Annotated in this window: 23 protein-coding genes and 1 pseudogene; 15 read left to right on the top strand and 9 right to left on the bottom strand. The window is 70.3% G+C overall.

The window, feature by feature from the left end; all coding sequences use genetic code 11:
* A complete protein-coding gene (locus tag ACS5RC_RS14640) occupies positions 1–711 on the bottom strand; it encodes a TetR/AcrR family transcriptional regulator (RefSeq protein WP_478344599.1) in 711 nt (236 codons plus the stop codon).
* Between the two features lie 98 nt (positions 712–809).
* Here ACS5RC_RS14640 and ACS5RC_RS14645 point away from each other — a divergent pair, with 98 nt between their 5' ends.
* The 6 genes from ACS5RC_RS14645 to ACS5RC_RS14670 all read left to right on the top strand — a co-directional run bounded on the left by ACS5RC_RS14645 (position 810) and on the right by ACS5RC_RS14670 (position 7,430).
* The gene (locus ACS5RC_RS14645) at positions 810–1,553 is read left to right on the top strand and encodes a PspA/IM30 family protein (RefSeq protein ID WP_478344600.1); all 744 of its coding nucleotides are present in this window, start codon (positions 810–812) and stop codon (positions 1,551–1,553) included.
* A gap of 45 nt (positions 1,554–1,598) precedes the next feature.
* Positions 1,599–1,871: a YiaA/YiaB family inner membrane protein gene (locus ACS5RC_RS14650; RefSeq protein WP_478344601.1), complete on the top strand. Its 273-nt coding sequence runs from the start codon at positions 1,599–1,601 to the stop codon at positions 1,869–1,871.
* 187 nt (positions 1,872–2,058) lie between these two features.
* Entirely contained in the window at positions 2,059–2,724 is a 666-nt protein-coding gene (locus tag ACS5RC_RS14655; RefSeq protein WP_478344753.1) for a hypothetical protein, read from the top strand.
* Between the two features lie 151 nt (positions 2,725–2,875).
* Positions 2,876–3,733 carry an FAD binding domain-containing protein gene (locus ACS5RC_RS14660; protein ID WP_478344602.1) on the top strand — a complete coding sequence of 286 codons (858 nt, stop codon included), beginning with the start codon at positions 2,876–2,878 and terminating at the stop codon, positions 3,731–3,733.
* Positions 3,730–6,498 carry a molybdopterin-dependent oxidoreductase gene (locus ACS5RC_RS14665; RefSeq protein WP_478344603.1) on the top strand — a complete coding sequence of 923 codons (2,769 nt, stop codon included), beginning with the start codon at positions 3,730–3,732 and terminating at the stop codon, positions 6,496–6,498. Before ACS5RC_RS14660 ends, ACS5RC_RS14665 begins: the two co-directional genes overlap by 4 nt.
* Entirely contained in the window at positions 6,495–7,430 is a 936-nt protein-coding gene (locus ACS5RC_RS14670; protein ID WP_478344604.1) for a glutaminase, read from the top strand. The genes ACS5RC_RS14665 and ACS5RC_RS14670 overlap by 4 nt, the downstream gene beginning before the upstream one ends.
* A gap of 92 nt (positions 7,431–7,522) precedes the next feature.
* Here the strand turns inward: ACS5RC_RS14670 and ACS5RC_RS14675 are convergent, their stop codons facing one another.
* The gene (locus ACS5RC_RS14675) at positions 7,523–7,726 is read right to left on the bottom strand and encodes a DUF2735 domain-containing protein (protein ID WP_478344605.1); all 204 of its coding nucleotides are present in this window, start codon (positions 7,724–7,726) and stop codon (positions 7,523–7,525) included.
* 455 nt (positions 7,727–8,181) lie between these two features.
* On the opposite strand from ACS5RC_RS14675, the gene ACS5RC_RS14680 reads away from it, so the two are divergent.
* Together ACS5RC_RS14680 and ACS5RC_RS14685 are read left to right on the top strand one after the other, a co-directional pair.
* Positions 8,182–9,222 carry a glutamine synthetase beta-grasp domain-containing protein gene (locus tag ACS5RC_RS14680; protein WP_478344606.1) on the top strand — a complete coding sequence of 347 codons (1,041 nt, stop codon included), beginning with the start codon at positions 8,182–8,184 and terminating at the stop codon, positions 9,220–9,222.
* Positions 9,223–9,439: 217 nt separating this feature from the next.
* On the top strand, positions 9,440–9,769 hold the full coding sequence (locus tag ACS5RC_RS14685; protein ID WP_478344607.1) for a PilZ domain-containing protein: 330 nt from the start codon (positions 9,440–9,442) through the stop codon (positions 9,767–9,769).
* Positions 9,770–9,781: 12 nt separating this feature from the next.
* On the opposite strand, the gene ACS5RC_RS14690 is transcribed toward ACS5RC_RS14685, so the two are convergent.
* The 7 genes from ACS5RC_RS14690 to ACS5RC_RS14720 form a co-directional block, all read right to left on the bottom strand.
* Positions 9,782–10,639, bottom strand: coding sequence for a MipA/OmpV family protein (locus ACS5RC_RS14690; RefSeq protein ID WP_478344608.1), 858 nt, complete (start codon positions 10,637–10,639; stop codon positions 9,782–9,784).
* 149 nt (positions 10,640–10,788) lie between these two features.
* Positions 10,789–11,121 carry a hypothetical protein gene (locus tag ACS5RC_RS14695; protein WP_478344609.1) on the bottom strand — a complete coding sequence of 111 codons (333 nt, stop codon included), beginning with the start codon at positions 11,119–11,121 and terminating at the stop codon, positions 10,789–10,791.
* A gap of 237 nt (positions 11,122–11,358) precedes the next feature.
* Positions 11,359–12,201, bottom strand: coding sequence for a type 1 glutamine amidotransferase (locus tag ACS5RC_RS14700; protein ID WP_478344610.1), 843 nt, complete (start codon positions 12,199–12,201; stop codon positions 11,359–11,361).
* A gap of 128 nt (positions 12,202–12,329) precedes the next feature.
* Positions 12,330–13,070: a DUF4336 domain-containing protein gene (locus ACS5RC_RS14705; protein ID WP_478344611.1), complete on the bottom strand. Its 741-nt coding sequence runs from the start codon at positions 13,068–13,070 to the stop codon at positions 12,330–12,332.
* A gap of 709 nt (positions 13,071–13,779) precedes the next feature.
* The gene (locus ACS5RC_RS14710) at positions 13,780–14,352 is read right to left on the bottom strand and encodes a carboxymuconolactone decarboxylase family protein (RefSeq protein ID WP_478344612.1); all 573 of its coding nucleotides are present in this window, start codon (positions 14,350–14,352) and stop codon (positions 13,780–13,782) included.
* A gap of 65 nt (positions 14,353–14,417) precedes the next feature.
* The gene (locus tag ACS5RC_RS14715) at positions 14,418–15,338 is read right to left on the bottom strand and encodes a KpsF/GutQ family sugar-phosphate isomerase (RefSeq protein WP_478344754.1); all 921 of its coding nucleotides are present in this window, start codon (positions 15,336–15,338) and stop codon (positions 14,418–14,420) included.
* Between the two features lie 301 nt (positions 15,339–15,639).
* Positions 15,640–16,920: a right-handed parallel beta-helix repeat-containing protein gene (locus tag ACS5RC_RS14720; protein WP_478344613.1), complete on the bottom strand. Its 1,281-nt coding sequence runs from the start codon at positions 16,918–16,920 to the stop codon at positions 15,640–15,642.
* A gap of 580 nt (positions 16,921–17,500) precedes the next feature.
* On the opposite strand from ACS5RC_RS14720, the gene ACS5RC_RS14725 reads away from it, so the two are divergent.
* From ACS5RC_RS14725 to ACS5RC_RS14755, 7 genes and pseudogenes are all read left to right on the top strand, one after another.
* Positions 17,501–18,508, top strand: coding sequence for an AEC family transporter (locus ACS5RC_RS14725; RefSeq protein ID WP_478344614.1), 1,008 nt, complete (start codon positions 17,501–17,503; stop codon positions 18,506–18,508).
* 229 nt (positions 18,509–18,737) lie between these two features.
* Positions 18,738–18,941, top strand: a complete 204-nt coding sequence (locus ACS5RC_RS14730; protein ID WP_478344615.1) for an Arm DNA-binding domain-containing protein — start codon at positions 18,738–18,740, stop codon at positions 18,939–18,941.
* Between the two features lie 93 nt (positions 18,942–19,034).
* Positions 19,035–19,295, top strand: a pseudogene (locus ACS5RC_RS14735) (phage integrase central domain-containing protein); the annotation flags it as partial.
* Positions 19,269–19,922, top strand: a complete 654-nt coding sequence (locus ACS5RC_RS14740) for a tyrosine-type recombinase/integrase (protein WP_478344755.1) — start codon at positions 19,269–19,271, stop codon at positions 19,920–19,922. The pseudogene ACS5RC_RS14735 and the gene ACS5RC_RS14740, both read left to right, overlap by 27 nt.
* Before the next feature lie 150 nt (positions 19,923–20,072).
* The gene (locus tag ACS5RC_RS14745) at positions 20,073–21,341 is read left to right on the top strand and encodes a tyrosine-type recombinase/integrase (protein WP_478344616.1); all 1,269 of its coding nucleotides are present in this window, start codon (positions 20,073–20,075) and stop codon (positions 21,339–21,341) included.
* A gap of 450 nt (positions 21,342–21,791) precedes the next feature.
* The gene (locus tag ACS5RC_RS14750; protein WP_478344617.1) at positions 21,792–24,947 is read left to right on the top strand and encodes a helicase-related protein; all 3,156 of its coding nucleotides are present in this window, start codon (positions 21,792–21,794) and stop codon (positions 24,945–24,947) included.
* A complete protein-coding gene (locus ACS5RC_RS14755) occupies positions 24,944–25,735 on the top strand; it encodes a DUF4391 domain-containing protein (RefSeq protein WP_478344618.1) in 792 nt (263 codons plus the stop codon). The genes ACS5RC_RS14750 and ACS5RC_RS14755 overlap by 4 nt, the downstream gene beginning before the upstream one ends.
* The last annotated feature ends 13 nt before the right edge of the window (positions 25,736–25,748 follow it).

Raw genomic sequence — 25,748 nt, forward strand, 5'->3', positions numbered from 1 at the left:
TCAGCGGAGGCCCCGACCCGTCGGGGCCTCCGGTCCTCCCGCCAGGGCCTCCGGTCCCGCCGGGATCTGTACACCCGCCGGGATCTGCACCCGCAGCCCCGCCGCCATCGCCCGCACCACGACGTCGAGCTGCCGCCGGATCACCTCCGGCGGCAGCGCCATGCGTTCCGGGTCGAGCCCGAGCGCCACGATGCCGTGCGTCGCCGAGAACAGGCTGCGGGCGAGCAGCCCGCGCTCCGGCGGGGCGAGGTCCGGCCGCAGCACCGCCAGCGGCGCCTCGATGAAGCGGAACAGGCGGACCTGCTCGGCGACGTACCAGTCGGGCGCGCCCGATCCCCCGGCCGAGCGGTGCCGGAACAGGGCATCCCAGCGCAGGGGCTGATCCCGCGCGAAATCCAGATAGGCGCAGCCGAGGGCGACCAGCGCGTCCGCCGCCGCCGCGGGCCCGTCGAGGACCGTCTCGGGGGCTGCCCGGAGCGCCGCCTCGAACAGGTTCAGGGTCCGGATGTTCACGGCGAGCACCAGCGCGTCGAGATCCGGATAGGCCGTGTAGATCGCGCCCACCGCGCAGCCGGCCGACTCGGCGAGCGCCCGAGCCCGCAGGCCCGCCAAGCCGTCGGCGGCGATCATCCGCTCCGCCGCCGCCAGCAACGCCGCGCGCAGGGCCGCGCGCCTGTCCTCCCGCCGCGTCTCGCCCGTCACGACGCCCACGCCCGCGATCCGCACGAGGGGACGGATTTTACACGACGTGCAAAAACGCACTGAACATCGTTCATGAACATGGGACAACCGCGTTGTGAACGACGTTCATGAAACGGAGAGACGCCGTGTTCAAGCTGTTCGACATCCTGGTCCGGGGCCACGCGGCGCGCGCCGTGGAGGAGATCTTCGACCGCAACGCGCTGCTCGTCCTCGACCAGCAGATCCGCGAGACCCGGGCCGGGCTGGAGCGGGGCCGCCGGGCGCTCGCCGTCGCGGTGGCGGGCGACCGCGCCGAGGCGCGCCGCCTGGAGGAGACCGAGGCCCGCGCCGCCGCCCTGGAGGCGCAGGCCGTGGCGGCCCTGAGGGGCGGGCGCGAGGATCTGGCCGAGGAGGCGGCCCGCGCCATCGCGGATCTCGAGGCCGAGCGCGACGCGCTGCGGGCCGCCCGTGCGACATTCGCCGCCGAGATCGGCCGCATCCGCGAGACCGTCGCCGACGCGACGCGCCGGCAGGCCGATCTGGAGCGGGGCCGACGGGTCGCCGCCGCCAACGAGGCGGTGCGCCGCCTCGGCACGGGCGCCACCCGCCAGGACGCCGCGACGCTGCGCGAGGCCGAGGCGACGCTGGCACGGCTGCGCGAGTTGCAGGCCGAGGCCGCCGACACCGAGGCGGCTCTGGCCGAGGCCGAGCCCGGCCACGGCATCGGCGAGCGGCTGGAACGCGCGGGCTTCGGGCCCCGCAGCCGGGACGACGGCAACGCCGTGCTCCAGCGCCTGCGCCGGCAAGCGGCCGGACAGCCGCCCGAGCACCCGGCCGAACGGGGAGCCGAACCCGCCCCGCACACCGCCTGATCCCGAGACCCCGTCCATTCCCCATCACCGTCAGGAGACACGACCATGCCCCAGGACACCGCGCAGCATTCCTCCGGCTGGGTGACCTTCACCTACGCCTCCTTCATCGGCTCGGTGGCGATGCTCGCCCTCGGCATCGCGTTCATGCCCGTCGACATCTGGCTCAAGGGCTACTTCGCCATGGCGGCGGTGATGCTCGTCCAATCCTGCGTGACCATGACCAAGACGGTGCGCGACGTCCACGAGAGCCGCCGCATGGTCAACCGCATCGAGGACGCCAAGACCGAGCGCCTGCTGATGTCGACCACCAAGGAGTGAGGCGCGGCCGTCTTCCCTGCCGGCCGGCGCCGGCAGGGTCGTCCATCGAGGGGAACACACCGTGACGCTTCCGCAAGCCACCCTGCCGGATCGGCCGATCCGGGTGCCGGATCAGCCGATCCGGGTGCCGGATCAGCCGATCCGGGTGCCGGATCAGCCGATCCGGGTGCCGGCCCCGCCGATCCGGGTGCCGGATCAGCCGGCCTGGACGCCGGCCCCGCCGATCCGGTCGGCGCGGGGCCGGATCCCCCTGCCGGTGAAGCTCGCCTACACGCTGTTCGCGGGCATCCTGGTGCCGGTCTACCTCGCCCATTACGGGCCGACGAACTTCCTCTACTTCTGCGATCAGGCGGTGCTGCTCGCCCTGGCCGGCCTCTGGCTCGAGAGCCCGCTGCTGATCTCGATGTGCGCCGTGGGCATCCTCGCGCCGCAGGCGCTCTGGATCCTCGACTTCCTCGCGACCCTGCTCGGCGCGCCGCTCACCGGGATGACCGCCTACATGTTCGATCCCCGCCAGCCCCTGCTGCTGCGCGGCCTCTCGGGCTTCCACGGCTGGCTGCCGCTGCTCCTCGTCTACCTCGTGGCGCGGCTCGGCTACGACCGGCGCGCCCTCAAGGCCTGGACGCTGATGGCCGTGCCGACGCTCCTCGTCTGCTTCTTCCTGATGCCGCCGCCGAGCCCGGACGCGGGCCTGACCCCCGTCAACATCAACTACGTGTACGGCCCCGGCGACGCGGCGGCGCAGAGCTGGGTGCCGGCCTGGCTCTGGCTCTGCGGCCTGATCGCCGGCCTGCCCGCCCTGCTGTTCTGGCCGACCCACCGGCTCCTGCGCCGGTTCGCACCGCGGGCCTGAGGGGGAACGGCCTCGTCGTCGATCCTGCTCGGTGACCGATGTTGCCCAGTGACCGATCTTGCCAGGTGACTGATCCTGCCAAGGCGCCGATCTTGCCAGGGCGCCGATCTTGCGAGACCACCCGCGGACCGGCCCCACCGAACAGGATCCCATGGACCTGCACACGATCGAGAGCGTGCTGTCGCCCCGGGCACGGGGCGATCTGCCGGATTGGCGAGCGGGGGATGCCTGGCTCGCGGGCGGCACCTGGCTGTTCTCCGAGCCCCAGCCCGATCTCGCCCGGCTGATCGATCTCGGCGGGCTCGGCTGGGCCCCGCACGCGCTCTCGGAGGACGGGCTCTCGCTCGCGGCCACCTGCACCATCGCGGCGCTGGAACGGCTCGAGCTGCCCGCGGCCTGGACGGCCGGCCCCCTCGTCGCCCAGTGCTGCCGGGCGCTGCTCGGCTCGTTCAAGGTCTGGAACACGGCGACCGTGGGCGGCAACCTCTGCATGGCGCTGCCCGCCGGACCGATGATCGCCCTCTGCGTCGCCCTCGACGGGACAGGCCTGATCTGGACGCCGGACGGGGCCGAGCGCAGGGTGCCGGTGCTCGATTTCGTGCTCGGACCGCAGGCGACGGCGCTGGCGCCCGGCGAGATCCTGCGGGCGATCGACCTGCCGGCCGCGGCCCTCCTGCGCCGCACCGCCTTCCGGCGCGTCTCGCTGAGCCCGAACGGGCGCTCCGGCGCGCTTCTGATCGGCAGCCTGGACCGGAGCGGCGCCTTCGCCCTGACGGTGACGGCCGCGACCCGGCGCCCGCTGCAGCTCCGCTTCGCCGGCCTGCCGGACGCGGCCGGGATGGCGGAGGCGGTGGCGGCGATTCCGGACGCCCTCTGGTACGACGACGTGCACGGGGCGCCCGACTGGCGGGCGCATGTCAGCGGTCTCCTCGCCGAGGAGATCCGGCAGGAACTCGGCGGCCGCCATCCGCTTGGCCGCCACGGATCGGGGGACGGAGAGCGCCGATGATCGTCACCGTCAACGGGCAGGCGCAGGCGGTCGAGCCGCGCCCGGGCCAGTGCCTGCGCACCCTGCTGCGCGGGCTCGGCTGGTTCGGGGTCAAGAAGGGCTGCGACGCGGGCGATTGCGGCGCCTGCACCGTCCATCTCGACGGCGAGCCGGTGCATGCCTGCCTGATCCCGGCCTTCCGGGCCGCGGGGCGCAGCGTCACCACGATCGAGGGACTGGCCGGCCCCTGCAGCCCGGAGGACGGGCTGCCCGAGGCGCTGCACCCGACCCAGGCCGCCTTCCTGGGGGCGCAGGGGTTCCAGTGCGGCTTCTGCACCCCCGGCATGGTGATGACGGCCGCCGCCCTCGACCAGGGCCAGCGCCGGGACCTCGACGCCGCGCTCAAGGGCAATCTCTGCCGCTGCACCGGCTATCGCTCCATCCGCGACGCGATCGCCGGGGTGGCGCATGCCGAGACCCTCGAGGCGGGCACCGATCCGGTCGGGCGCAGCCTGCCCGCGCCCGCGGGGCCGGGCGTGGTCACGGGCCGGGCCCCCTACACCCTGGACCTCGCGGTGCCGGGCGCGCTGCACATGCGGGTGCTGCGCGCGCCCCATGCCCATGCCCGCATCCGCGCCATCGACGATGCGGCGGCGCTGGCGCTGCCGGGCGTCGTGGCGGTGCTCACCCACGCGGACGCCCCGCCCCGGCGCTTCTCCACCGCCCGCCACCACGACCCGGCCGACGACGCCGCCGATACCCTGGTGCTCGATCCGGTGATCCGCTTCGTCGGGCAGCGGGTCGCCGCCGTGGTGGCCGAGACCGAGGCGGCGGCGGAGGCGGGGCTGCGGGCGCTGCGCGTGACCTACGAGGTGCGGCCGGCGCTCCTCGATCCGGAGGCGGCGCTGGCCCCCGACGCGCCGCTGGTGCACGACCCGGCCGACCGGCCGCCCGCCGAGCCCGGCGCCGACGCGCCCCCGCTCGGGCCCCATCCGAACCTCGCGGCCGAGGCGCACGGGGCGATCGGCGACGTGGATGCGGGCTTTGCCGAGGCCGACATCGTGCACGCGGGCACCTACCGCTCGCAGCGGGTGCAGCACGCCCATCTCGAGACCCACGGCGCGGTCGGCTGGCTCGACGCCGCCGGCCGCCTCGTGATCCGCGCCTCGACGCAAGTGCCGTTCCTGACCCGCGACGCCCTCTGCGCCCTGTTCGACCTGCCGCGCGAGCGGGTCCGCGTGGTCTGCGGCCGGGTCGGGGGCGGCTTCGGCGGCAAGCAGGAGATGCTGACCGAGGACCTCGTGGCCCTGGCCGTGCTGAAGCTCGGCCGGCCGGTCTCCTACGAGATGACGCGCAGCGAGCAGTTCACCGGCACCACCACGCGCCATCCGATGCGGGTCGGCGTGCGGCTCGGCGCCCGGGCCGACGGCACGCTGACGGCCATCGCCCTCGACGTGCTGGCCGATACGGGCGCCTACGGCAACCATTCGGGCGGGGTGCTGCACCACGGCTGCAACGAGGTGATCGCGGTCTATCGCTGCCCGAACAAGCGCGTCGACGGCTACAGCGTCCACACCCACACCCTGCCGGCGGGGGCGTTCCGCGGCTACGGCCTGAGCCAGACCATCTTCGCGGTGGAATCGGCGATGGACGAGCTCGCCCGGAGGCTCGGCATCGATCCGTTCGAGCTGCGCCGCCGCAACGCGGTGCGCCCGGGCGACCCGATGGTCTCCACGAGCCTGGAGCCGCACGACGTGGAATACGGCTCCTACGGCCTTGACCAATGCCTGGACCTCGCCGAGCGGGCGCTCGCCGGCCTGCCGCCCGCGGCGGTGCCGGGACCCGGCTGGCGGGTGGGGCAGGGCATGGCCATGGCCATGATCGACACGATCCCGCCCCGCGGCCACGTGGCCGAGGCCCGCATCTGCCTGGAGCCGGACGGGGGCTACGCCCTCTCAGTCGGCACCGCCGAGTTCGGCAACGGCACCGCGACGGTGCACGCCCAGTTCGCGGCCTCGGCGCTCGGCACCGCGCCGGACCGGATCCGGATCCGCGCCGCCGATACCGACGCCGTCGCGCACGACACCGGCGCCTACGGCAGCACCGGCACGGTGGTGGGGGGGCAGGCGAGCCGCCGCGCGGCCGAGGCGCTGGCGGCCATGCTCTGCCAGACGGCCCGGGCCCGCACCGGGAGCGGGGCCGGAACCTGCCGGCTCACCCGCGACGGCGTGGCGCTTCCCGGCGGCCAGGTCCTGCCGCTCTCCGAGTTCGCGGGGCTCGAGGCCGTGGGCCGGGCGGACGGCACGCCCCGCTCCGTCGCCTTCAACGTCCAGGCCTTCCGGGTGGCGGTGCATCCGGGCAGCGGCGAGGTCCGCATCCTCGACAGCATCCACGCGGCCGATGCGGGCCGGGTGATCAACCCGATGCAGTGCCGCGGCCAGATCGAGGGCGGCGTCGCCCAGGCCATCGGCGCCGCGCTCTACGAGGACGTGCGCCTCGCCGACGGGCACGTCGTGACCAGCACGCTGCGCAACTACCACATCCCGGCCTGCGCCGACGTGCCCCGCACGACGGTGCTGTTCGCCGCCACCCACGACGCGGTCGGGCCGCTCGGGGCCAAGTCCATGAGCGAGAGCCCGTTCAACCCGGTCGCGGCGGCCTTGGCCAGCGCCATCCGGGACGCCACCGGCCACCGCCCGACCGCGACGCCCTTCGCCCCCGACCGGATCTTCCGCGCTGTCATGGCGGCCTGCGCGGCGGCCCCATCCCCGGCCGTGCCCGCATGAGCGCGGCGGAGCTCGATCGGGCGGTCCGCGAGATCGCCGAGGAGATGCGTACGCGGCCCGACCGCGGCACGGTCGCCGACTACATCCCGGAACTCGCCCGGGTCGACGCGCGCCAGTTCGGCCTCGTGGTGATCGACAACGACGGCCATGTGGCGGCGGGGGGCGATGCCGACACGCCCTTCTCGATCCAGAGCATCTCGAAGGTCTTCACCCTGACGCTGGCGCTCGGCATGGTCGGCGACCGGCTCTGGCGCCGCGTCGGGCGCGAGCCCTCCGGCAGCCCGTTCAACTCCATCGTCCAGCTGGAGCGCGAGCGTGGCATCCCGCGCAACCCCTTCATCAACGCGGGCGCCATCGCGGTCACCGACGTGATCCTGTCCGGCCACCAGCCGCGCGAGGCCCTGGGCGAGATCCTGCGCTTCATGCAATTCCTGGCACAGGACCCGTCGATCGTGATCGACGAGGCGGTGGCGGCCTCCGAGCAGCGCACCGGCTACCGCAACACGGCGCTCGCCAACTACATGAAGTCCTTCGACGTGCTGGACAATCCGGTGGTCTACACGCTGGGCGTCTACTTCCACCACTGCGCCATCGCCATGTCCTGCCGCCAGCTCGCCGCGGCCGGGCGGTTCCTGGCCCATTCCGGGCGCAACCCGGCGACGGGCCTGTCGGTGGTCTCGGCCGAGCGGGCGCGCCGCATCAACGCGATCATGCTGACCTGCGGCCACTACGACGGGTCGGGCGAATTCGCCTACCGGGTCGGCCTGCCCGGCAAGAGCGGCGTCGGCGGCGGCATCCTGGCGGTCGCGCCCGGCAAGGCCTCGATCGCGGTCTGGTCGCCCGGCCTCGACGCCGCGGGCAATTCCCATCTCGGCCGCATCGCCCTGGAGGCGCTCACGAAGCGGATGGGCTGGTCGATCTTCGGCGTGTGAGCGGGGCGACCGCTCTCCGCCGCGGGGGAGGGCGGGGCGCGCATCGCACGCCGTCCCCCCACGCCCCCCGCGTCCCGCTGCATCTGCGCGGCTCAGCGGGCCTGGGGCTTGCGGGCCCGCTCGGCCTCTTCCTGGATCGCGGCGTCGTGGTACCAGCCGCCGCCCGCGACGGTCGGCACGACGGGAGCGGCGCTCGGCGCGATCGAGCCGAGGCTGCGAAAGCCCCCGAGCGCGGCGCGGCCCCCGGCGGGGAAGGCATAGATCTTGGCGGTGGGATGATGAAAACCGGTCTGCATGATCGTGAAACTCCCGTGCTGGGCCCGCCGTCCGACAACGCGGTCGGGGGCCCGTTGAGAGAAAGATGCCTACTCTTTGCGCGATCTGCACCCTCAAAATCACTCTTTGCTGATAATATGCGCAGCGCAGCACTTGCGAGATCGGGTGATGTTTGATCGCTCACGAATCTGCGAAGCGGTGCCCGATCGATAGGCGTTTCAGCCTCATCCGCGACACTGCCTAGATGCTATGCATCTGTGCGTCCCGGCCGCCTTCCCGCCTGCCGGAGGGCCGAGATAATGCGGCGCCCACCGGACGGTTCCGCGACCCGCCGCGGAAGAGTGTGGACACGCGAGCCCGAAATTGCGATCCCGGCGCCCGTGGCATGGCCCGTGCTAGAGGCCGCCCAGCCGTCGCCGGCGCGTGAGGTCCGTTCCCTTCAGGACTTTTGTCAGTACATGACGAGAGAATCGCGATGACGAAATACAAACTCGAATATATCTGGCTGGACGGCTACACGCCCGTGCCGAATCTCCGCGGCAAGACGCAGATCAAGGACTTCGACAGCTTCCCGACGCTGGAGCAGCTTCCGCTCTGGGGCTTCGACGGCAGCTCGACGAAGCAGGCCGAGGGCGGCTCGTCCGATTGCACGCTCAAGCCCGTGCGCCACTTCCCCGATCCGGCCCGTACCAACGGCGTGCTGGTGCTCTGCGAAGTGATGATGCCGGACGGCGTCACCCCGCACGAGTCGAACAAGCGCGCCACGATCCTCGACGACGACGGCGCCTGGTTCGGCTTCGAGCAGGAGTACTTCTTCTACAAGAACGGCCGCCCGCTCGGCTTCCCGGAGACCGGCTACCCCGCTCCGCAGGGCCCCTACTACACGGGCGTCGGCTACGCGAACGTCGGCTCGGTGGCGCGCCAGATCGTCGAGGAGCACCTCGATCTCTGCCTCGCGGCCGGCATCAACCACGAGGGCATCAACGCCGAGGTCGCCAAGGGCCAGTGGGAATTCCAGATCTTCGGCAAGGGCTCCAAGAAGGCCGCCGACGAGATGTGGATGGCCCGCTACCTGATGCAGCGCCTCTGCGAGAAGTACGAGATCGACATCGAGTACCATTGCAAGCCGCTCGGGGACACCGACTGGAACGGCTCGGGCATGCACGCCAACTTCTCGACGGAGTACATGCGCACCGTCGGCGGCAAGGCCTATTTCGAGGCCCTGATGGCGGCCTTCGGCCGGAACATCGAGGATCACATCGCCGTCTACGGCCCGGACAACCACATGCGCCTCACCGGCAAGCATGAGACCGCGCCCTGGAACAAGTTCAGCTACGGCGTGGCCGACCGCGGCGCCTCGATCCGCGTGCCGCACTCGTTCGTGAAGAACGACTACAAGGGCTACCTCGAGGATCGCCGCCCCAACAGCCAGGGCGACCCCTACCAGATCGCCTCGCAGATCCTGAAGACGATCTCCGAGGTTCCCACCGAGTCGTCCGCCTCCGCGGCCGCCTGACCCGTTCCGGCGACAGGCCGCCGGAACGTTCCGTGAAGGGCCGGCGCTCCCGACAGGGCGCCGGCCCTTCGCCGTTCGTGGCATCCGCAAGGACCGTCCCGCGCCGCGCACCCGCCGACGGGCGGGAGCGGCGTTAACCCTGTCCCGAGATCGCCCATGCGCGGAGGCGCGCGCTCCGCGTTGGCCCTGTGATCTCGCGAGGCGCAGGAGGGCCGGCATGATCGAGCGGCGACGAGCCCCGCGCGGGCGGACCTATCTGGGCGGCACGGTCACCTTCAACCATCGCAGCCAGACGCTGGACTGCCTGGTGCGCGACCTGTCGGCCGACGGCGCCCGCTTCGCCTTCAGCGATGCGGTGCCGCTGCCGCAGGCGCTCGACCTGACGATCCCGATCCTGGGCCGGACCCTGCACGCCCGCGTGGTCTGGCGGCAGGACGATACGGTCGGGGTGGCCTTCCTCGGCTCGGCGACTTCGGGCGGCGTGGTCGGCCGCGCGGAGGCCCGGACCCGACGCCCGCGCGACCACCGGACGCCGCCCCGCGGGTGAGGGCCGGACGCCTCAGAACAGGGCCGGCGTGGTGAACGAGTAATCCACCTTCAGGCCGAACAGGAACTGGTCGGGATCGCCGAACGGACGGCGGACGAGGGGGCTGTCGGCCGAGGCGCCGAGGATCCGGTTGTAGCCGGCGAACGCCGTGTAGGCCCAGGTCGCGCTCTGCCGGAAGGTCACGGCGCCCAGGACGCCGGCCGCGTAGAAGCTCGCCGGGTCGTACGGGGTGACGCGACCGTTGAGGGCCGCCTCGGCGGGACTGACGCCGAAGTATTTCCGCGCGAAGCTCGCATCGCCGATGTTGAAGCGCGGCCCGATCGAGACCTGCCAGCGGTCGAACGGCAGGATGTAGTCGGCGCCGACCGACCCCACGGTGCCGTGATGGCCGTAGACGCCCTGGCGGACCTCGCCGCGCAGGCGGATCGTGGGGATCGGGTAGATCTCGACGAACAGGCCGGGCTCGGCCGCGAAGCGGGCGTCGCGGAACCCGAACAGGTGCCGGCGGTCGTCGCCGTAGTAGCGGCCCGGCACGATCCGCACGGTCGGGCCGAGGCGGACCATGTCGCTGTCGTAGAGCGACACGCTGAAATTGTCGTCCGGGGCCGAGAAGCGCCGCGGCTCGCCGGCCCGGCGGATGTCGATCCCCGGATAGCCGACAGCCGTGTACTCGGCCGCGCCGGGATAGCGCGGGATGCCCTGGATCGTCCCGCTCAGTGTCACGACCCAGGTGTTCGGGTCGATCTGGGTGAAGGCCGGCTGACGCATGGGCATCAGCGCGCTGAGGTCGGCCGCCGTGACCGGACCGGCTAGACCCAAGATGAGCGGCAGACCAAGGAGGCTCGCACGCCGTGTCGAGGTGAAGTCCACCGTTTAATCCGCAGCCAAGGTCATAAAACCCTTGTGGACGTTGCGCTGCAACGCCGCTAGCCGCCGCCGGATAAATTCAGTCTCTGTGCCGCGGCTGCAACGCGGGCGACGCGGATCGACGGGCCGCCCCCCCGCGCCCCGCGCCCCGCTCAGCAGCCGACGCAGATGCCCGTGTCGAGGGACCGGTCGATGCCGGTGCGCCCGCGCCGGACGCCGCGCCCGCTCGGCCCGGCCGTGTTGAAACCGTGGCCCCGGCGGAGGATCACCGGCGCATAGGTGTCGGCGGGGCGCAGCTGGACGTTGCGCATGTTGTCGAGGCGCAGGGCGTTGAGGCTGCTGTAGTTCTGCTGCTGCAGGGAGCGGATCTCGTTCTGCTGGATCAGGCTTTGGTTCCAGCTGTTCGGATTCGGCTGCGTCGAGACCTGGGCCTCGGCCCCGGTCACGGCGAGGGTGGCGATGGCGGCGAGCGCTAGGCTGCGCATGGACGATCTCCGGTTGCATGGCCTTTGCCGGAACGACGCGGCGGCCGCGCACCCGGTTCCCCCGCCGAGGCTGCGGCACGCGCCCGCAATCCGACCCCCTCGTCCCCGCTCGGCGCGGGGCTTCATCGCCGCTCGGCGCGGGGCCTCATCGCCGCTCGGCACGGGGCCTCATCGCCGCTCGGCACGGGGCCTCATCGCCGCTCGGCACGGGGCTTCATCGCCGCTCGGCGCGGGGCCTCATCGCCGCTCGGCGCGGGGCCTGGCCAGATAGTCGAGGAAGTTCGCGATCTCGCGCCGACGACGGTCGGGCTCGACGATCTCCGGGCCGACGCCGTGGCGCCACGCGAGGTCCGGCCGCTCGGGGATCTGCTCGATCTCGGCGGCGTAGGCCGCCACCGCCTCGGCATCGGGGCACAGGCCCGCCTCGACCACGTCGTCCGCGCTCAGCCGCAGCATCGCGGCGAGTTCGTCGGGATCGAGTTCCGGATGGTACTGCGTTCCCCAGAACAGGCCCTCGCCCAGGGGAATGGCCAGGGCCTGGACGTCGAGGAGCCCGTTGCCGGCGAGCACCTCGGCCTGCGGCGGCGGCACCAGCACCACGTCGAGATGCATCGCCGGGGCATCCCAGGCCGGCGGACGGCCGGCCAAGAGCGGATGCGCGCGGCCCGCATCGGTCGGGGCGATGCGGCGGGCGAAGCCGTATTCGGGACCGCACGGATTACGCCCCGGCTTCCCCCCCGCCACCGCCGCGGCGACCTGGACACCCCAGCACGATCCGAAGACCGGCAGCCCCGCCTCCAGGCTCGCCCGCATCAGGTCGAGCTGGCGCTGAACCGGCGGGCCGCCATCCGTCACGTGCAGCATCGAGCCCGTGAAGACCACGCCGTCGTAGCCGGCCAGCGCTGCGCCCGCCGGAAGGGCAGCCTCGGCATCGGCGGGGTTGAGCAGGGTGCAGGCGGCATCCGGGGCGAGCGCGCGGAGAATCGCCGCGTAGGCCTCGGCCGAGGTCCGCCCCGTCGCCCGGGTATGGGCCCGACGGGCCTCGGCGATGTTCCCGTCGGCCACCAGGATATGCATCATCGCTCTGTTCGGATCGGGGGACCGGCAGCGCGGCCGAGACTGCAGCCGGTCGGGGCAGGGGCGAACGGGCGGGATCCCGCGGCCGTTCCGACCGCGCGGTAGGTCGGGTCGTCGCAGGCCCACGCGCCTCAGGCCCGGTCGAGGAGCCACCGGAGGGAGTGCCGCAGGGCGGGCGTGGCGGCGCGGGCGAACCATGCCCCGTGCGCGAAGATCACCCGCTCGGGCGCCATGTCCACGAGGACCCGCGCCGCGCGCGCCGCCTCCGCCCGCCGCATGCGGATCACCGCGCGCAGGTAGATCGGCGCCCGTCCGTCCGGCGCCGTGATCCCGGCGAGCCGCGCCAGCGGACGCATCGCCGCCGGCAGCCGGGCCGGCTCCAGGTTCAGCACGAGATCGGTGAGGAGCAGGCTGCGCGAGGCCGCGTGGAAGAACGCCACCTCCCGGAAGCCGAGGCCGCCCGGCACCACCACCTGGGCCAGGTCACGCGCCCATGCGAGCGGCGCGGCCTCGTCGAGGTCGCGGTCGATGTGCAGGCCCGCGCGCCGCGGGGGCCCGCGGCGGCGCAGGTTCGGAGCGGCCCAGGTCGTCGCTTCGGGACACTGCTCCTGCCACGCCCGCACGAAGCTCCAATGCGCGACGTTGGGCGCCACGATGTGGCGAACCGGCCCGATCGCGGCGATGGCCCGGTGCAGTTCGGCGTCGTAGCGCGTCGGCGAGTGCAGCCAGATCGCCCCGTCCGAGAGGCGCACCACGCTCATCCGCACCGGCAGCGGCATGCCCAGGACCCTGAGCGGCCCGCTATCCACGATCCAGAGATCGCGCCCCACGGGCTTCAGGACGTCGAGAGGCGGGTAGGTCGGGTTGCTCACGAACGTCTCGAGCCTCCGCAGGATCGGCCGGGCCCGGGGCGGCCCGCCTCCGGGCAATGGGCCCGCGCCCCCGAGGTTTCCCGATCTCCGCGAACCGCGCCCGCTCCGGGTCGCCCGCGCGGCGACGCCAGCCATCGGGACGGCCGAGCCGCGCATTCGGCCCGGGTCCTGCTGCCCGGAGCGACCGCCGGTCGACGCGCGGTCCGCCGCGACGCAAGCCGGTTCGCCGGGACGCTCCGCCCTCCGGCGCGGGCCTTGCGCCCCTCCGCGTCGCGACGCGATCGCGCGCGGCGCCGGCGGGAATCGCGGGCGCCGCGGTGCGGCGGCCAGTAGATCGATCTTCCTAAGGCCGCCCTCACGGCGCGAACGCCGGCATGAAAAAGCCCGCCCGGCCGGGGCCGAGCGGGCAGGATAGGGCCTGAACCCTTGGGAGGAGCCCATACTTTAGCCAGCACTGAGTCCTGCACAATTTCGCGCCGCGCTGGGCAGGTATGCCTGTGCCGCTTGGGTGGAGGCGCGATCGGCCACGGGCCTGCGTGGCCCGGCCTCGAACGCGCCCGCTGGAAGGTTCGGGACGAATCACCCGACGGGCCCCATCCCGGCCGGTCGAATCCTCCCGCACGGCGGCTCGGCCTCCGGCCGGGGCGAATCGCGGGTGCCGGACGGGCTCGGCCGCCCCGGCGTCAGCTCCGATTCGGCGGACGCCGCGTCACGCCCGCACCTCGTCGGGCACCGGCACGTCGAAGCCGTTGAGGGTGGTCGAGACGAGCCCGTAGAGGCCGACGAGATAGATCAGCTCGGCCGCGCCATGCGGTCCGAAGGCCTCGACGCTGCGCCGGTAGATGACCGCCGGCAGGACCCCGCCCGCGTTGAGGGCGGCCGCGACGTCGTAGGCCAGTGCCTCGTCCGGCGTCAGGTCCGGCGGGCGCTGGCCCGCGGCGATGGTGGCGATCTTGTCCTCGGGCAGGCCGTCCCGGCGCGCCACCAGCACGTGGGCGTAGATCTCGTAGGCCGCCCGGTAGGCCGCCCCGGTGACGAGGATCGCCACCTGCCGCACGGGCTCGGGCAGGCTGGCGCTGGCCGACAGCGCCTTGGTGAGGTTCCAGATCGCTCCGCCGATCTCCGGCTCGTGCAGCCAGGGATTCCACGGACCCATCAGGGCGCCGTCCTCCCGCATCGCGGCAAAGCCCTGGAAGCCCGATTCGATACCGGTCCGCATGTCGTCGTAGAGCGGGCGCTGCGCGGGCGAGAGGTCGCCGGGGGCGATGAGCGGAAGGCGCATGGATCGGATCTCCGGTGGCCGGGGACGAACCTGCCGCGCCGTGCGGAGTTCCGGTCTTATCGGGGCTAGACCACGCCGGCGCGCAGCAGGTCGTGCACGTGGACGATGCCGAGCGGGCGGCCGTTCTCGACGACGAAGATCGCCGTGATGCGCTTGCGGTTCATCAGTTCCAGGGCGGAGCCGGCGAGGCTGTCGGGCTCGATCGTGATGGGGCGGCGCGTCATCACCTCCTCCACCGGCATGCCCAGGAGGGCCGGCCCCATGTGGCGGCGCAGGTCGCCGTCGGTGACGATGCCGCGGATCACGCCGACCGCGTCGACGACGCCGGCGCAGCCGAAGCGGTGCTCGGCGATCCGCACCAGCACCTCCGACATCGGCGTCCCGCTGGCGACGACCGGCATCGCCTCGCCCGAATGCATGAGCTGACGCACGGTCTTCAGCCGGGCCGCGAGCGTGCCGCCGGGGTGCAGGATCTTGAAGCGCGAGCTGGTGAAGCCGCGCAACTTCAGCAGGGAGACGGCCAGCGCGTCGCCGAGCGCCAGCTGGATCAGGCTGGAAGAGGTCGGCGCGAGGTCGTGCGGGCAGGATTCGCGCACGCGCGGCAGGGCGAGCACCACGTCGGCGGCGCGGCCCAGCGTGCTCTCGCTGCGCGAGGTGATGGCGATCAGCGGGATCGAGAAGCGGCGCGAGAAATGGGTGAGGTCGCCGAGTTCGGCCGTCTCGCCGGACCACGACAGGGCGAGGATCGCGTCCTGCGGGGTGATCATGCCGAGGTCGCCGTGGCTCGCCTCGGTGGGATGGACGAAGAAGGCGGGCGTGCCCGTCGAGGCGAGCGTCGCGGCGATCTTGCGGCCGATATGTCCGCTCTTGCCGACGCCGCAGACGATCACCCGCCCCTCGACCGCCAGCAGGCTCTGCACGGCGGCGTCGAACGCGGCCCCGAGGTCGCCCCGGAGCGCGTCGGCCACCGCGCGCATCGCCTCCATGCCGATCTCGAGGCTGAGGAGGCCGGCGGCGCAGCTCTCGGTCGGCGGCGCGGATTCGTCCACGCCGCCGGGCTGTTCCCGGAAGGTGTCACGGACGATCTCTGGACGCACCACCATGCGGATCTCACTGCGGGGAAGGGCGCGGCGGCCCGAGGCTCTCACGCCGCGCGCCGGCCGCATCCGCGTTCTAGCGCATCCAATACGGCCGTTTGATGGTTCGCCCCGGCCGTTCCGGGCCGGGGCGCGATGGGTGCGGCCGCCCTGTCGCGGCGGCCGCCCGTCCCTCAGGGGCGCTCTAGGTTCAGGCCCACGAGAAGGTGTTGTGGTAGCCGGCCATCGGCGTCTGGCCGGTGATCTCCGTCGCCGCGAACGTGCCCTTGAAGGCCTCATCCTGGATGCCGCCGCCATACACGACGTTGTTCGGGCTGGCGGGGTTCTGGTAGGCGGCGTTGGTGACGGTCGTGTCGTCCGCCAGGCTGAAGATCAGGCCGCCCGAGAGCGGGGTGCCCCGGCCGGCGTGGCTGTCCACGAAGTTGTCGAACGAGCGGACGTGGTCGAAGGTGTTGCCGCTGCCGTAATCCGAGAACGCGCCGTCGCCCATGTGGACGGTGTCGACGTTCCGGACGGTGACGCCGCTCGAGCTCTCCGTGATGACCCCGACGCCGCTCGGCGAGTTGTTGCCGTCGATCAGGCCGTTGCTGACGGTGACCCCGTTGCTGCCGCCGATGTTGATGTTGTCCTCCGTCCACGAGGTCTCGAGGTTGTTGTAGACGGAGAAGTCGGTGAGGCTGCTGTCGCCGGAGCGGTTGAACTGCACCAGCTGCCCGCGGGGGAACGGCCCCCGCATGTCGTAGCCTTCGATCCCCTCCAGCACCGCCTGCGGCGAGTCCTGCAGGTAGATCCCCGTCGAGGCGTCGCGGACCGTGACGTGGCTGATCGCGGCGCCCGGGGAGTTGAACAGCCCGATGCCGTACTGCTCGGAATCGGTGTTGGGCCCGGAGGCCGGCGCGCCGGCATTGATCAGTTCCACGCCGTCGATCGTCAGGTGGCTGGCATCGACGCCCGAGATGCCCGCGCCGCCCTGGTCGGCCCCGTTGTAGTGGATCCGGACGTTGCGGATGGTGACGTTGGCGTCCTCCTCGAGCTCGATCCCGTAGCCGTCGGCGTAGATGTCGAGGTTCTCGATGACGTCCCCGCTCTGCGCGTAGATCGTCCCGTCGTGGCGGGTGAGCGCGGCCGGCGTCGCCGCCGTGCTCGCGGCGGGCGCGAGCGGCAGCGGATCGCCCGTCACGAGGGCGGCATCGGTCGCCGCCGTCTGGGGGGCCACCGGCACCGGCGCGCTCGCGACGACCGTCGTCGGGGTGGGCGAGAGACTGGGGGTGGGCGAGAGGCTGGGGGTAGGCGAGAGGCTGGGGGCGGAGGTGAGGTCGGGTGTGAGCACGGGTGTGGTCGGCGTGGTCGGGACCGGGGGCAGGTCCGTGGACGAGGGGGTCTCGATCGGGTCGGGGGCCGGCATCAGCGCGTCGGACGCGTCCGGCTCATACCAGTGCCGGGTCCTCCCAGAGGTGACGTCATGGTTCATGCGGGTCTCGTGCTTGGAGGTGGGGTGCATCGTCTCTGCTTTGTGGCTTGGCGTGCAGCCCCGGCCGTAGGGCCGCGGGCGTTCATCCCGGCCGCTGGGTGCGACGGGGTCCGGATCCGTGCTTCGCGCACGGCGCTCCGACCGAGGCCGACCGTGCAGGCCGGCCTCGCATCGAACGGGGGGAGGCGGGATGGCACGCACCTGGAAGCGGTACGGCCAGAATGTATTGGTTAGTACAAAACGGAGTGTGGTACGATTTTGTACGAACTAATCAGCGGTTATCAAAGATTAATTCGTATTCGTTACGGCCGAGATCAAACGTCAAATTGCGGCGAGATTGTGTCATTAAACATGTGTTGAATTTTGACTTGACGGACTGCATTCCTGACCGGGATTATCTTCGGCGTCGCAACGAAAACCGGGGACTGATCGCCACCGGACCGCGACCCCGGGGCCAAGACCTGAACTCTCGCGCCGAGGATCCCGCGGCCCGCCTTGGTGGCGGAGCCGGTCCCGGCTACAGGACGGGCCGTCCCCGGCCGAGCGCCAGCTCCCCCTCGCGTGTCTGAGTCTCCTGCCCATGCTCACGACGCTCGCGGTCGTGCTGCCGATCTTCGCCCTGATCTTCGTCGGATGGCTGGTGCGCCGGACGGGCCTTCTCGGGCCCGCCGCCAGCGGCGAGCTCAACCGCTTCGTGGTCTATCTCGCCCTGCCGGCCCTGCTGTTCGACGTGATGGCGCATGCGGTCGGCCCCGAAATCTGGCAGCCGGGCTTCATGGCGACGTTCGGGGCGAGCAGCCTCGCGGTCCTCGGGCTCACCGTGCTCGCGGCCCGCGCCCGCGGGCGCCCGCTCCCGGACGCGGCGATCGACGGGCTGAACGCAGGCTACCCGAACACCGGCTTCATGGGCTTTCCCCTCGCCCTCGTGGCGCTGGGGCCGGCCGCGCTCGCGCCGACCACCATCGCTACCATCCTCACCGTCTGCCTGATCTTCGCCGCCGCGATCGTGCTGATCGAGGTGGGGCTGCAAGACGAGGCGAGGCGGCAAGACGAGACGAGGCGGCACGGGGAGACGGGACTGCGCGCGGGCGGCGCTGCGGTGCCGGGCCGGCGCGGGGCGCTCGCGCGCAAGGTCCTGCTCTCGCTCGCCCGCAACCCGCTGCTGATCGCGCCGGCCGCGGGGGCGCTCGTGCCGGCCGTCGGCCTCGGCGTGCCGGCCCCCGTCGAGACCTTCCTGAAGCTCCTCGGCGCAGCGGCCTCGCCCTGCGCCCTGGTGGCGCTCGGCCTGTTCCTGGCCGAGAAGCGGGGCGCCACACGCCGCGCCCCCCGGGCGACCGCGATGCTGGTCGCCCTGAAGCTCGTGGTCCACCCGGCCCTGACCTACGCGCTCGCCCGCTACGTCTTCGACCTGCCGCCGCTCCTGCTGCACACCGCGGTGCTGATGGCGGCGCTGCCCACCGGAACGGGACCGTTCATGCTGGCCGAGTTCTACCGCCGGGAGGCCGCCATCACCGCCGATACGGTGCTGATCTCGACGATCCTCTCGATCGCCACCGTCTCGGGCTATCTCGCCCTGGCCGCGGGCTGAGGTCGGAATCGGCTGACGGGCAGGGCGGCGCGCAAGGCGCCTTGGCGGAAGCGGATGTCCCTCATACCAGGGTCCGCGGGGGTTCGCGGCGGTCCGCCGGCGTCGCGCATCGCATTGATTTTAGTGTGTTTTGTCGATCTCCCGATCTGGCGACGTTCGCCGAGATCCGCTACGATCCGCCGCTCAAGTTGGGGCCCGCGTTAGGGCCGGATAGTTCGACGGAGCGCTCTTGGCCCGCCTCCTCAACCGCCTGAATGCCAGAAAGGTCGCGTCGCTTGAGACTGCGGGCCGACACGCCGACGGGGGCGGCCTCTATCTGTCGATCTCAGGGGACGGGCGGCGGCGCTGGGTCTTTCTGTACCGTTGGCATGGGCGCTTGCGTGAGATGGGCCTCGGCAGCCCTCGGGACGTCGCACTGGCCCGCGCGCGCTAGGCGGCGGCCCGAGCGCGCGAGCTCGTCGCACAGGGTCAAGACCCGCTCGAGGCGCGCAGGACGGCCCGTACGGTCAAGACCTTCGGAACGGTCGCCGACGAATTCATTGCCACCATGCAGGTGCAATGGCGTAACGAGAAGCACGCAGCCCAATGGCAGACCACGCTGCGCGAGTACGCAGCCGGCCTCCATTCCTTGCCCGTCGATGCGATCGGCACAGAGGACGTGATGCGCGTCCTGCGCCCGATCTGGCTGGAAAAGCAGGAGACGGCCTCCCGCCTGCGCGGACGCATCGAACGCGTGCTCGATGCGGCGAAGGCGCAGGGGCTGCGCACAGGTGAGAACCCGGCGCGGTGGCGCGGGCACCTCGACCTCCTCCTGCCCAAGCGCCAGAAGCTCTCGCGCGGTCACCACAAGGCAATGGCCTACAAAGACGTCTCCGCCTTCATGCGGCGCCTGCGAACCGCTGCAGGCGTGAGCATCCGCGCGCTCGAGTTCACGATCCTGACTGCCGCCCGCTCGGGCGAGACCCTCGGGGCACTGTGGTCGGAAATCGATCTCGATGCGAGCGTCTGGACCGTGCCGGCCACGCGGATGAAGGCTGGCCGTGAGCACCGGGTGCCGTTGGTTGGCCGGGCCGCGGAGATCTTACAAGAGATGCAGGCCCTTCGCCGCGCCGACAACCCGCACGTCTTTCCCGGCCAGCGGTCGGGCAAAGGGCTCTCGGTCATGGCCCTGGAAATGGTTATGCGCCGGGCTAAGCTGACTGAGACCCCGCATGGCTTTCGATCCGCATTTCGGGACTGGGCCGGGGAAGAGACGGACTACCCTCGCGAGATCGCGGAAGCGGCGCTTGCGCATCAGTCGGGCGATGCCGTCGAGCGCGCGTACCGCCGGGGCGATGCCCTTGAGAAACGACGCTTGATGATGAAGGACTGGGATAAACACTGCCTGCAAGAGATGAAGCCGTTTTCGCCTTGAAAGAGTGGTAACGGGGCATTTTGCGGCCTTCAGCGAACGTCGGCGAACCCCTAATTCACTCTGTGATCATCATCTTTCGTCCTTGCGAGTTCGCTGACATCCGCCTACGCCTTTTCCGTACGATTTCCGTACAGAAGCGGGGAGGGCGCCATGGCCCGCACGGTACGCAATGCCAAGCTCGACACGCGTTCGGGGCGTGCCAAACTCGCTGCTCGGCGCGAACCGTACTGGACCGTCATTTCGGCCGGTTGTGCCGTCGGTTACCGGCGCGGCGCCAACGGCGGCACGTGGGTCGCGCGGATGCGTGATGGGGCCAAGCAGCACTACGACGCGCTCGGCGCCGCAGACGACAACCGCGATGCCGACGGCCTGACCGTGTTCTCGTTCGCTCAGGCTCAAGAGCGGGCGCGTGTCTACTTCTCTCGGAAGGCGCGCGAGCTCGCCGGCTTCGATGAGGAGGCGGTTGAAGTCCCCTGGACGGTCGCGACGGCGTTGACCGACTACCTCGCCGCACGAGAGCGCCGCGGGTCGAAGGGCGTGCGGGCAGACCGCTACGCAGCTGAGGCACGCATCCTGCCGGTGCTCGGCGCGCTCGAATTGACGGCGCTGACGACGAAGCGCATCCGCGACTGGCACCATGACCTCGCCGAGGCGCCGAAGCTGCGCCGAACCGCGTCTGGGGTAGAAACACGACGTTTGGCCGCGGTCGATGCGACGGATCCGGAGGCGGTGCGGGCGCGGCGTGCGACAGCCAACCGAGTGCTGACGATCCTGAAGGCCGCGCTCAACCATGCGTTTCAGGAGGGAAAGAGCAACTCGGACGAAGCTTGGCGCCGAGTAAAGCCCTACCGCGAGGCTGACGCCGCCAAGATCCGTTACCTCACCGCGGCCGAGTGCCGGAACCTGCTCGACGCCTGCGATGGGGCCTTCCGCGATCTCGTGCGCGGCGCGCTGGCGACAGGGTGCCGATACGGCGAGCTCGGGCGGATCCGGGTGTCCGATTTCGACGCGCATGCGCGCACCGTGCTGATCGCCAAGTCGAAGCAGGCCAAGCCGCGCCATATCGCGCTAAGCGACGAGGGGACCGCCTTCTTCGCATTGCTCACCGCCGAGCGGCCGAGGACAGCGCGCGTGTTCTCCCGAATTAACGGAGAACCTTGGGGAGCATCACACCAGCAGCGGCCGCTGATCGAGGCTTCGGCGCGGGTAGGGTTTGAGCCACCGTGCACCTTCCACATACTGCGCCATACCTACGCCAGCGCGTTGGCGATGAAGGGCGTGCCGATGCGCGTCATCGCCGACCAGCTTGGGCATGCCGACACGCGCGTCACCGAAAAACACTATGCTCACCTTACGCCGTCATACGTCGGCGAAGCGGTCCGGCATGCACTGCCAAAGCTTGGTTTAGATCCATCGTAGCCGTTTAAGCGTTTTCGTGTTCGAAATCGCTTAAATCAACTACAGCTATGCACGACATATCATAATAAGTCCGCTTTTTCCCAAGAAATGACACTTGAGCTACTCAACGCGCGATTGGCACGCAAGCAACGCCAGAGCAGCAACTCCGCGCCTGATTCTGGACGTAGAGAGTCGACGGCATGGTGCGGCGGCCGCCCTTGTGGGAGAAGCACTGGCCGTCGAACGCGCTGCTGAGCCCCGCGGTTGCCAGGATGTTTCCGACGACGGCCGTAATCGCGTGGCGAAGAGGTCGTTGGTGGCGCGCGCGAGTCGATATGGCCAAGGGCTCGATTAGAAGCAGCACGACCCCGCGGCGTTGACTGCACGCTGCCGACCAGCCTTGATGTCCGGTTCGTGCGCCAGGAGGACTAAGCGACCTCACAGACGCGGATGAGCGGGCAAGAAGGATGTATGCAAGTGCGGCTTGTTGCAAACACCGGCAGCAATCGAACTGCCGATATTTTAAAAGACGTCGAGGGCGACTCACTTGATGTCCTCACTGATCAGCTCTCAATCTTCGGTGCACGCTCCGCCATTGAGGTTGGTCCCCGTAGACTGGGACGTGTCCTGCTTGGTCTTGCAACAGACGCGCTTCTCGGGGGTGACGACACGGACCGCGTCCGTCGCAATCGGCTGCAGAACCGCGCGGTGTCCTCCGCGTTTGCTCGAGCACTGGCCGGTGCAGAAATCCGGCAAACGCGCCTTCCGTCTTCCCAATCTGTGCTCCTAACCCAGCGCGGCGCCATCGTTGGGAATTGCAGCCTGACGACCGGCGGTCTCGGCCTCGCGCCGCAATCGCGGCTCGGCTTCGTCCAGCAGACTGAGAGCGATGCCGAGCTGGCGATGGTCAGCCAATGGTTCGAGACGGAATGGAACGCCGCCAATCCGCAGGGGCCGGCCGTATCGGCGCTAACCGAGGCTGTCACCGCCGCCGCGGCCGATCACGCCCCCGGCGCTGTCTATACGCAGGCCCTGCACCAGCTCTTCGCCGAAATGGAGGCGAGCACTGACGAGTCGCGCATCGTCGATCCCGCGACCGGCATCCGAGAGACACAGATCTGGTCCAAACTCTACCGTTTCCAGAAAGACGGCGTCATCGGCACTATAGACAAGTTGCAGCGCTTCGGCGGCTGCATCATCGCCGACAGCGTGGGGTTGGGCAAAACCTTTGAGGCTTTGGCGGTCATCAAATATTTCGAGCTGCGGAACGCCCGCGTGCTGCTGCTTGCGCCCAAGCGTCTGCGCGAGAACTGGACGTTGTGGACGCGCAACGATGTCCGCAACATGCTCGCCGCCGACCGCTTCGCTTTCGACGTGTTGAACCACACCGATCTGTCGCGCGAGGGCGGTCAATCCGGCAACATCGACCTCGGCCATATCAGCTGGGCCAATTACGATCTGGTCGTCATTGACGAGAGCCATAATTTCCGCAATCGCCCCGCCAGCAAGGGCGAGCGGGAGAGTCGGTACGATAAGCTGCTCAACACTGTGGTGAAGGCCGGCGTCAAGACCCGAGTGCTGATGCTGTCGGCCACCCCGGTGAACAACCGTCTCAATGACCTGAAGAACCAGATCGCCTTCGCGACCGAGGGTCACGATCAGGCCCTGGCCGGGCACGGCATCGCCAGTATCGCAGGCACGATCCGCATTGCGCAGGGTCAGTTCAACCGCTGGCAGCAAATGCCAGCGGCAGCCCGAACGCCGGTCAAACTTTTAGAGATGCTCGGCTTCGACTATTTCCGCCTGCTCGACCTTCTGACCATCGCTCGCAGCCGCAAGCATATCGAGCGTTACTACGGGACCGCCGATACGGGCTCGTTCCCGGAGAAGCTGACGCCGGTCAACATCAAGTCGGACGTCGACCTTACCGGCTCGTTCCCGCCAATCGTCGAGGTCAACACCGAGATTCGCCGGCTGAAGCTCGCGGCTTTTGCGCCACTCCGATACGTGCTGGACGACCGCCGCGCGGCCTACGAGCGGCGCTACAATCAGGATGTTGCCGGCGCTGGCGGCGGCGCTAGTGTGTTCCGCCAGCTTGACCGCGAGGAAAGCTTGATCGCGCTGCTGCGGGTCAACCTGCTAAAGCGGATGGAGAGCTCGGTCCACGCCTTCACGCTGACAATCAGTCGCCAACTGGAGATCGTCGAGGCGTTGATTGCGCGAATCGATGCGCATGATAACAGCGTCGCCGCGCCCACGATCGACGATCTTGATGATGATGATCCCACATTCGATCAACTCGGTGTTGGACGCAGCGTTCGCGTACTGCTCAGCGACGCTGATCTCGTCCGCTGGCGTCAGGATCTGGCCGAGGATCGGGATCGTCTCGCGCGCCTGCACACACAAGCCAAAAGCGTTACGCCAGAACGGGACGCCAAGCTCGCCGACCTTAAGAAGCTGATCGCCGACAAGCTAGCCGAGCCCTTCAACCCCGGCAATGTCAAGCTGCTCGTGTTCACCGCCTTCGCTGAAACTGCTGCCTATCTCTACGACGCGGTCCGGGCGGACTATCCGCATCGGATGGCGCTGGTAACGGGATCGGGGCGCAATAGGACGACCCACCCCAAGCTGACGGCAGACCTCGGTTCGATCCTCACTGCCTTCGCGCCGCGCGCCCGATCGCGGCCGGAGGCGCTGGCGGGCGAGGAGGAAATCGACCTCGTCATCGCCACCGACTGTATCTCCGAAGGCCAAAACCTGCAGGATTGCGACTGCGTGGTGAACTACGACATCCACTGGAACCCGGTCCGCATCGTCCAGCGCTTCGGCCGCGTCGATCGCCTGGGGTCGCCCAACGCCGTCATCCGCCTGGTCAACTTCTGGCCGAACATGGACCTAGACAGCTATATCGGCCTGGAACGCAGCGTCTCGGGTAAGATGATTCTGCTCGACGTCTCCGCGACCGGCGAGGAAAACCTGATCGAGACGCAGGCCGGCAACCAGATGAATGATCTAGAATATCGCCGCCAACAGCTTGAAACCCTGCAATCGCGGGTGATCGATCTTGAGGATCTGTCATCAGGCGTATCCATCACCGACCTGACGCTTAACGATCTGCGGATGGATCTGGCGCGCCTGTCGCCGGACGAGCGCGCAACTCTCAGCAAGCAGCTGCTCGGCACCTACGCACCAATCTTCGCCAGCGACGACTTTCCGCCCGGCGCGCTGTTCGTCCTTCGCGCCGAGACGTCGGCGGCCGAGCGCTCGATCGCCAAGGGCGACCCGCTCTTCCCGCATGCACTGATCTACGTCGGCATGGATGACCGCATCATCCTGCCGCACAGCCAGCCGAAACGGATACTGGACGTGCTCCGCCTCGCGGCGGCAACTCCGGCTGGGCGGCAAGCCGAGGCCTGGGCGCGGTTCGATGTCGAGACGCGCGGCGGCGAAGCGATGGAGACGTGGCAGTCGCTGCTCGCCGCCGCCATTCGTGGCGTCACCGGCAAGGCTGAGGAACGCGCGGTCGAAAGCCTGTTTACCACCGGGGGAATCGAGGGACCGGGGGGCGAGAGCGGGTTGGACGATTGGGAGGTGGTCTGCTGGCTGGCGATCCTGCCGCGGGCATGACGATTACGCCCGTCGACATCCGCGTCGCGCTGGCCTTGCCGCCTATCAATACCCCGGCGCGCCGACTGCCGAAGGAGGTGCTGGCGCAGCATGGCGCCGCCAACACTGCCGACCGTAAGCTGATCGACAGCGCGATCGAGCGGCTGGACTGGTGGGCGACATTGTCGCCAACCACGATCGGTGTCGCGGCAGGCACGGATGACGAGCGGCCCGTCCCCGCCATTCAGCTGCTGGCGATGACAACGCGGGTCGAACCGACTCAGCGGCTTCTGGCCCTGGTCCACCGCGCCATCCCGGTGCCTGTCGTCCTCGCCTCGGCACTGCCTGGAAACGCTGGCACCCGTTTAAGCCTCGCGCCGCTGCGCAGGGCTGAGCGGATCGCAGACCGGATGGTCGTCGAGCGGCTGGTCGTTGTGCCTGACTTGGTTGCGGAGGCTGAGCCGGCATCGGCGGCGTTCCTCGCCAGCTTGGCGCTGCCCGGGCTGCCGCAGACGACACTGGCTGCGCTCTACGGCGCGTTGATTGAGCGGACCGAGGCGCTGTCTGTCGCGTGCTTGGTCGGCGCACCTTACCAGCTTCTCCCCGATGCGGCGGCGGTGGTACGGCGCCGTGATGCGCTCGCCCGTCATGAGCAAGCGGAAGCGGAATGGCTCGCCGCCCGCGCGGCGGCGAAGCGGGAAAAGCGGCTTGCCGAGCAGGTCGTGCTTGGCAATCGAGTGCGTGCGCTTAAAGATAGGCTTAGAGCCATTGAGGGGGAGTTGACTGGTACTCCCATCGCTCGCCCTTAGTGTTTTCCACGAG

The sequence above is a fragment of the Methylobacterium sp. HJ2 genome (assembly GCF_056431005.1).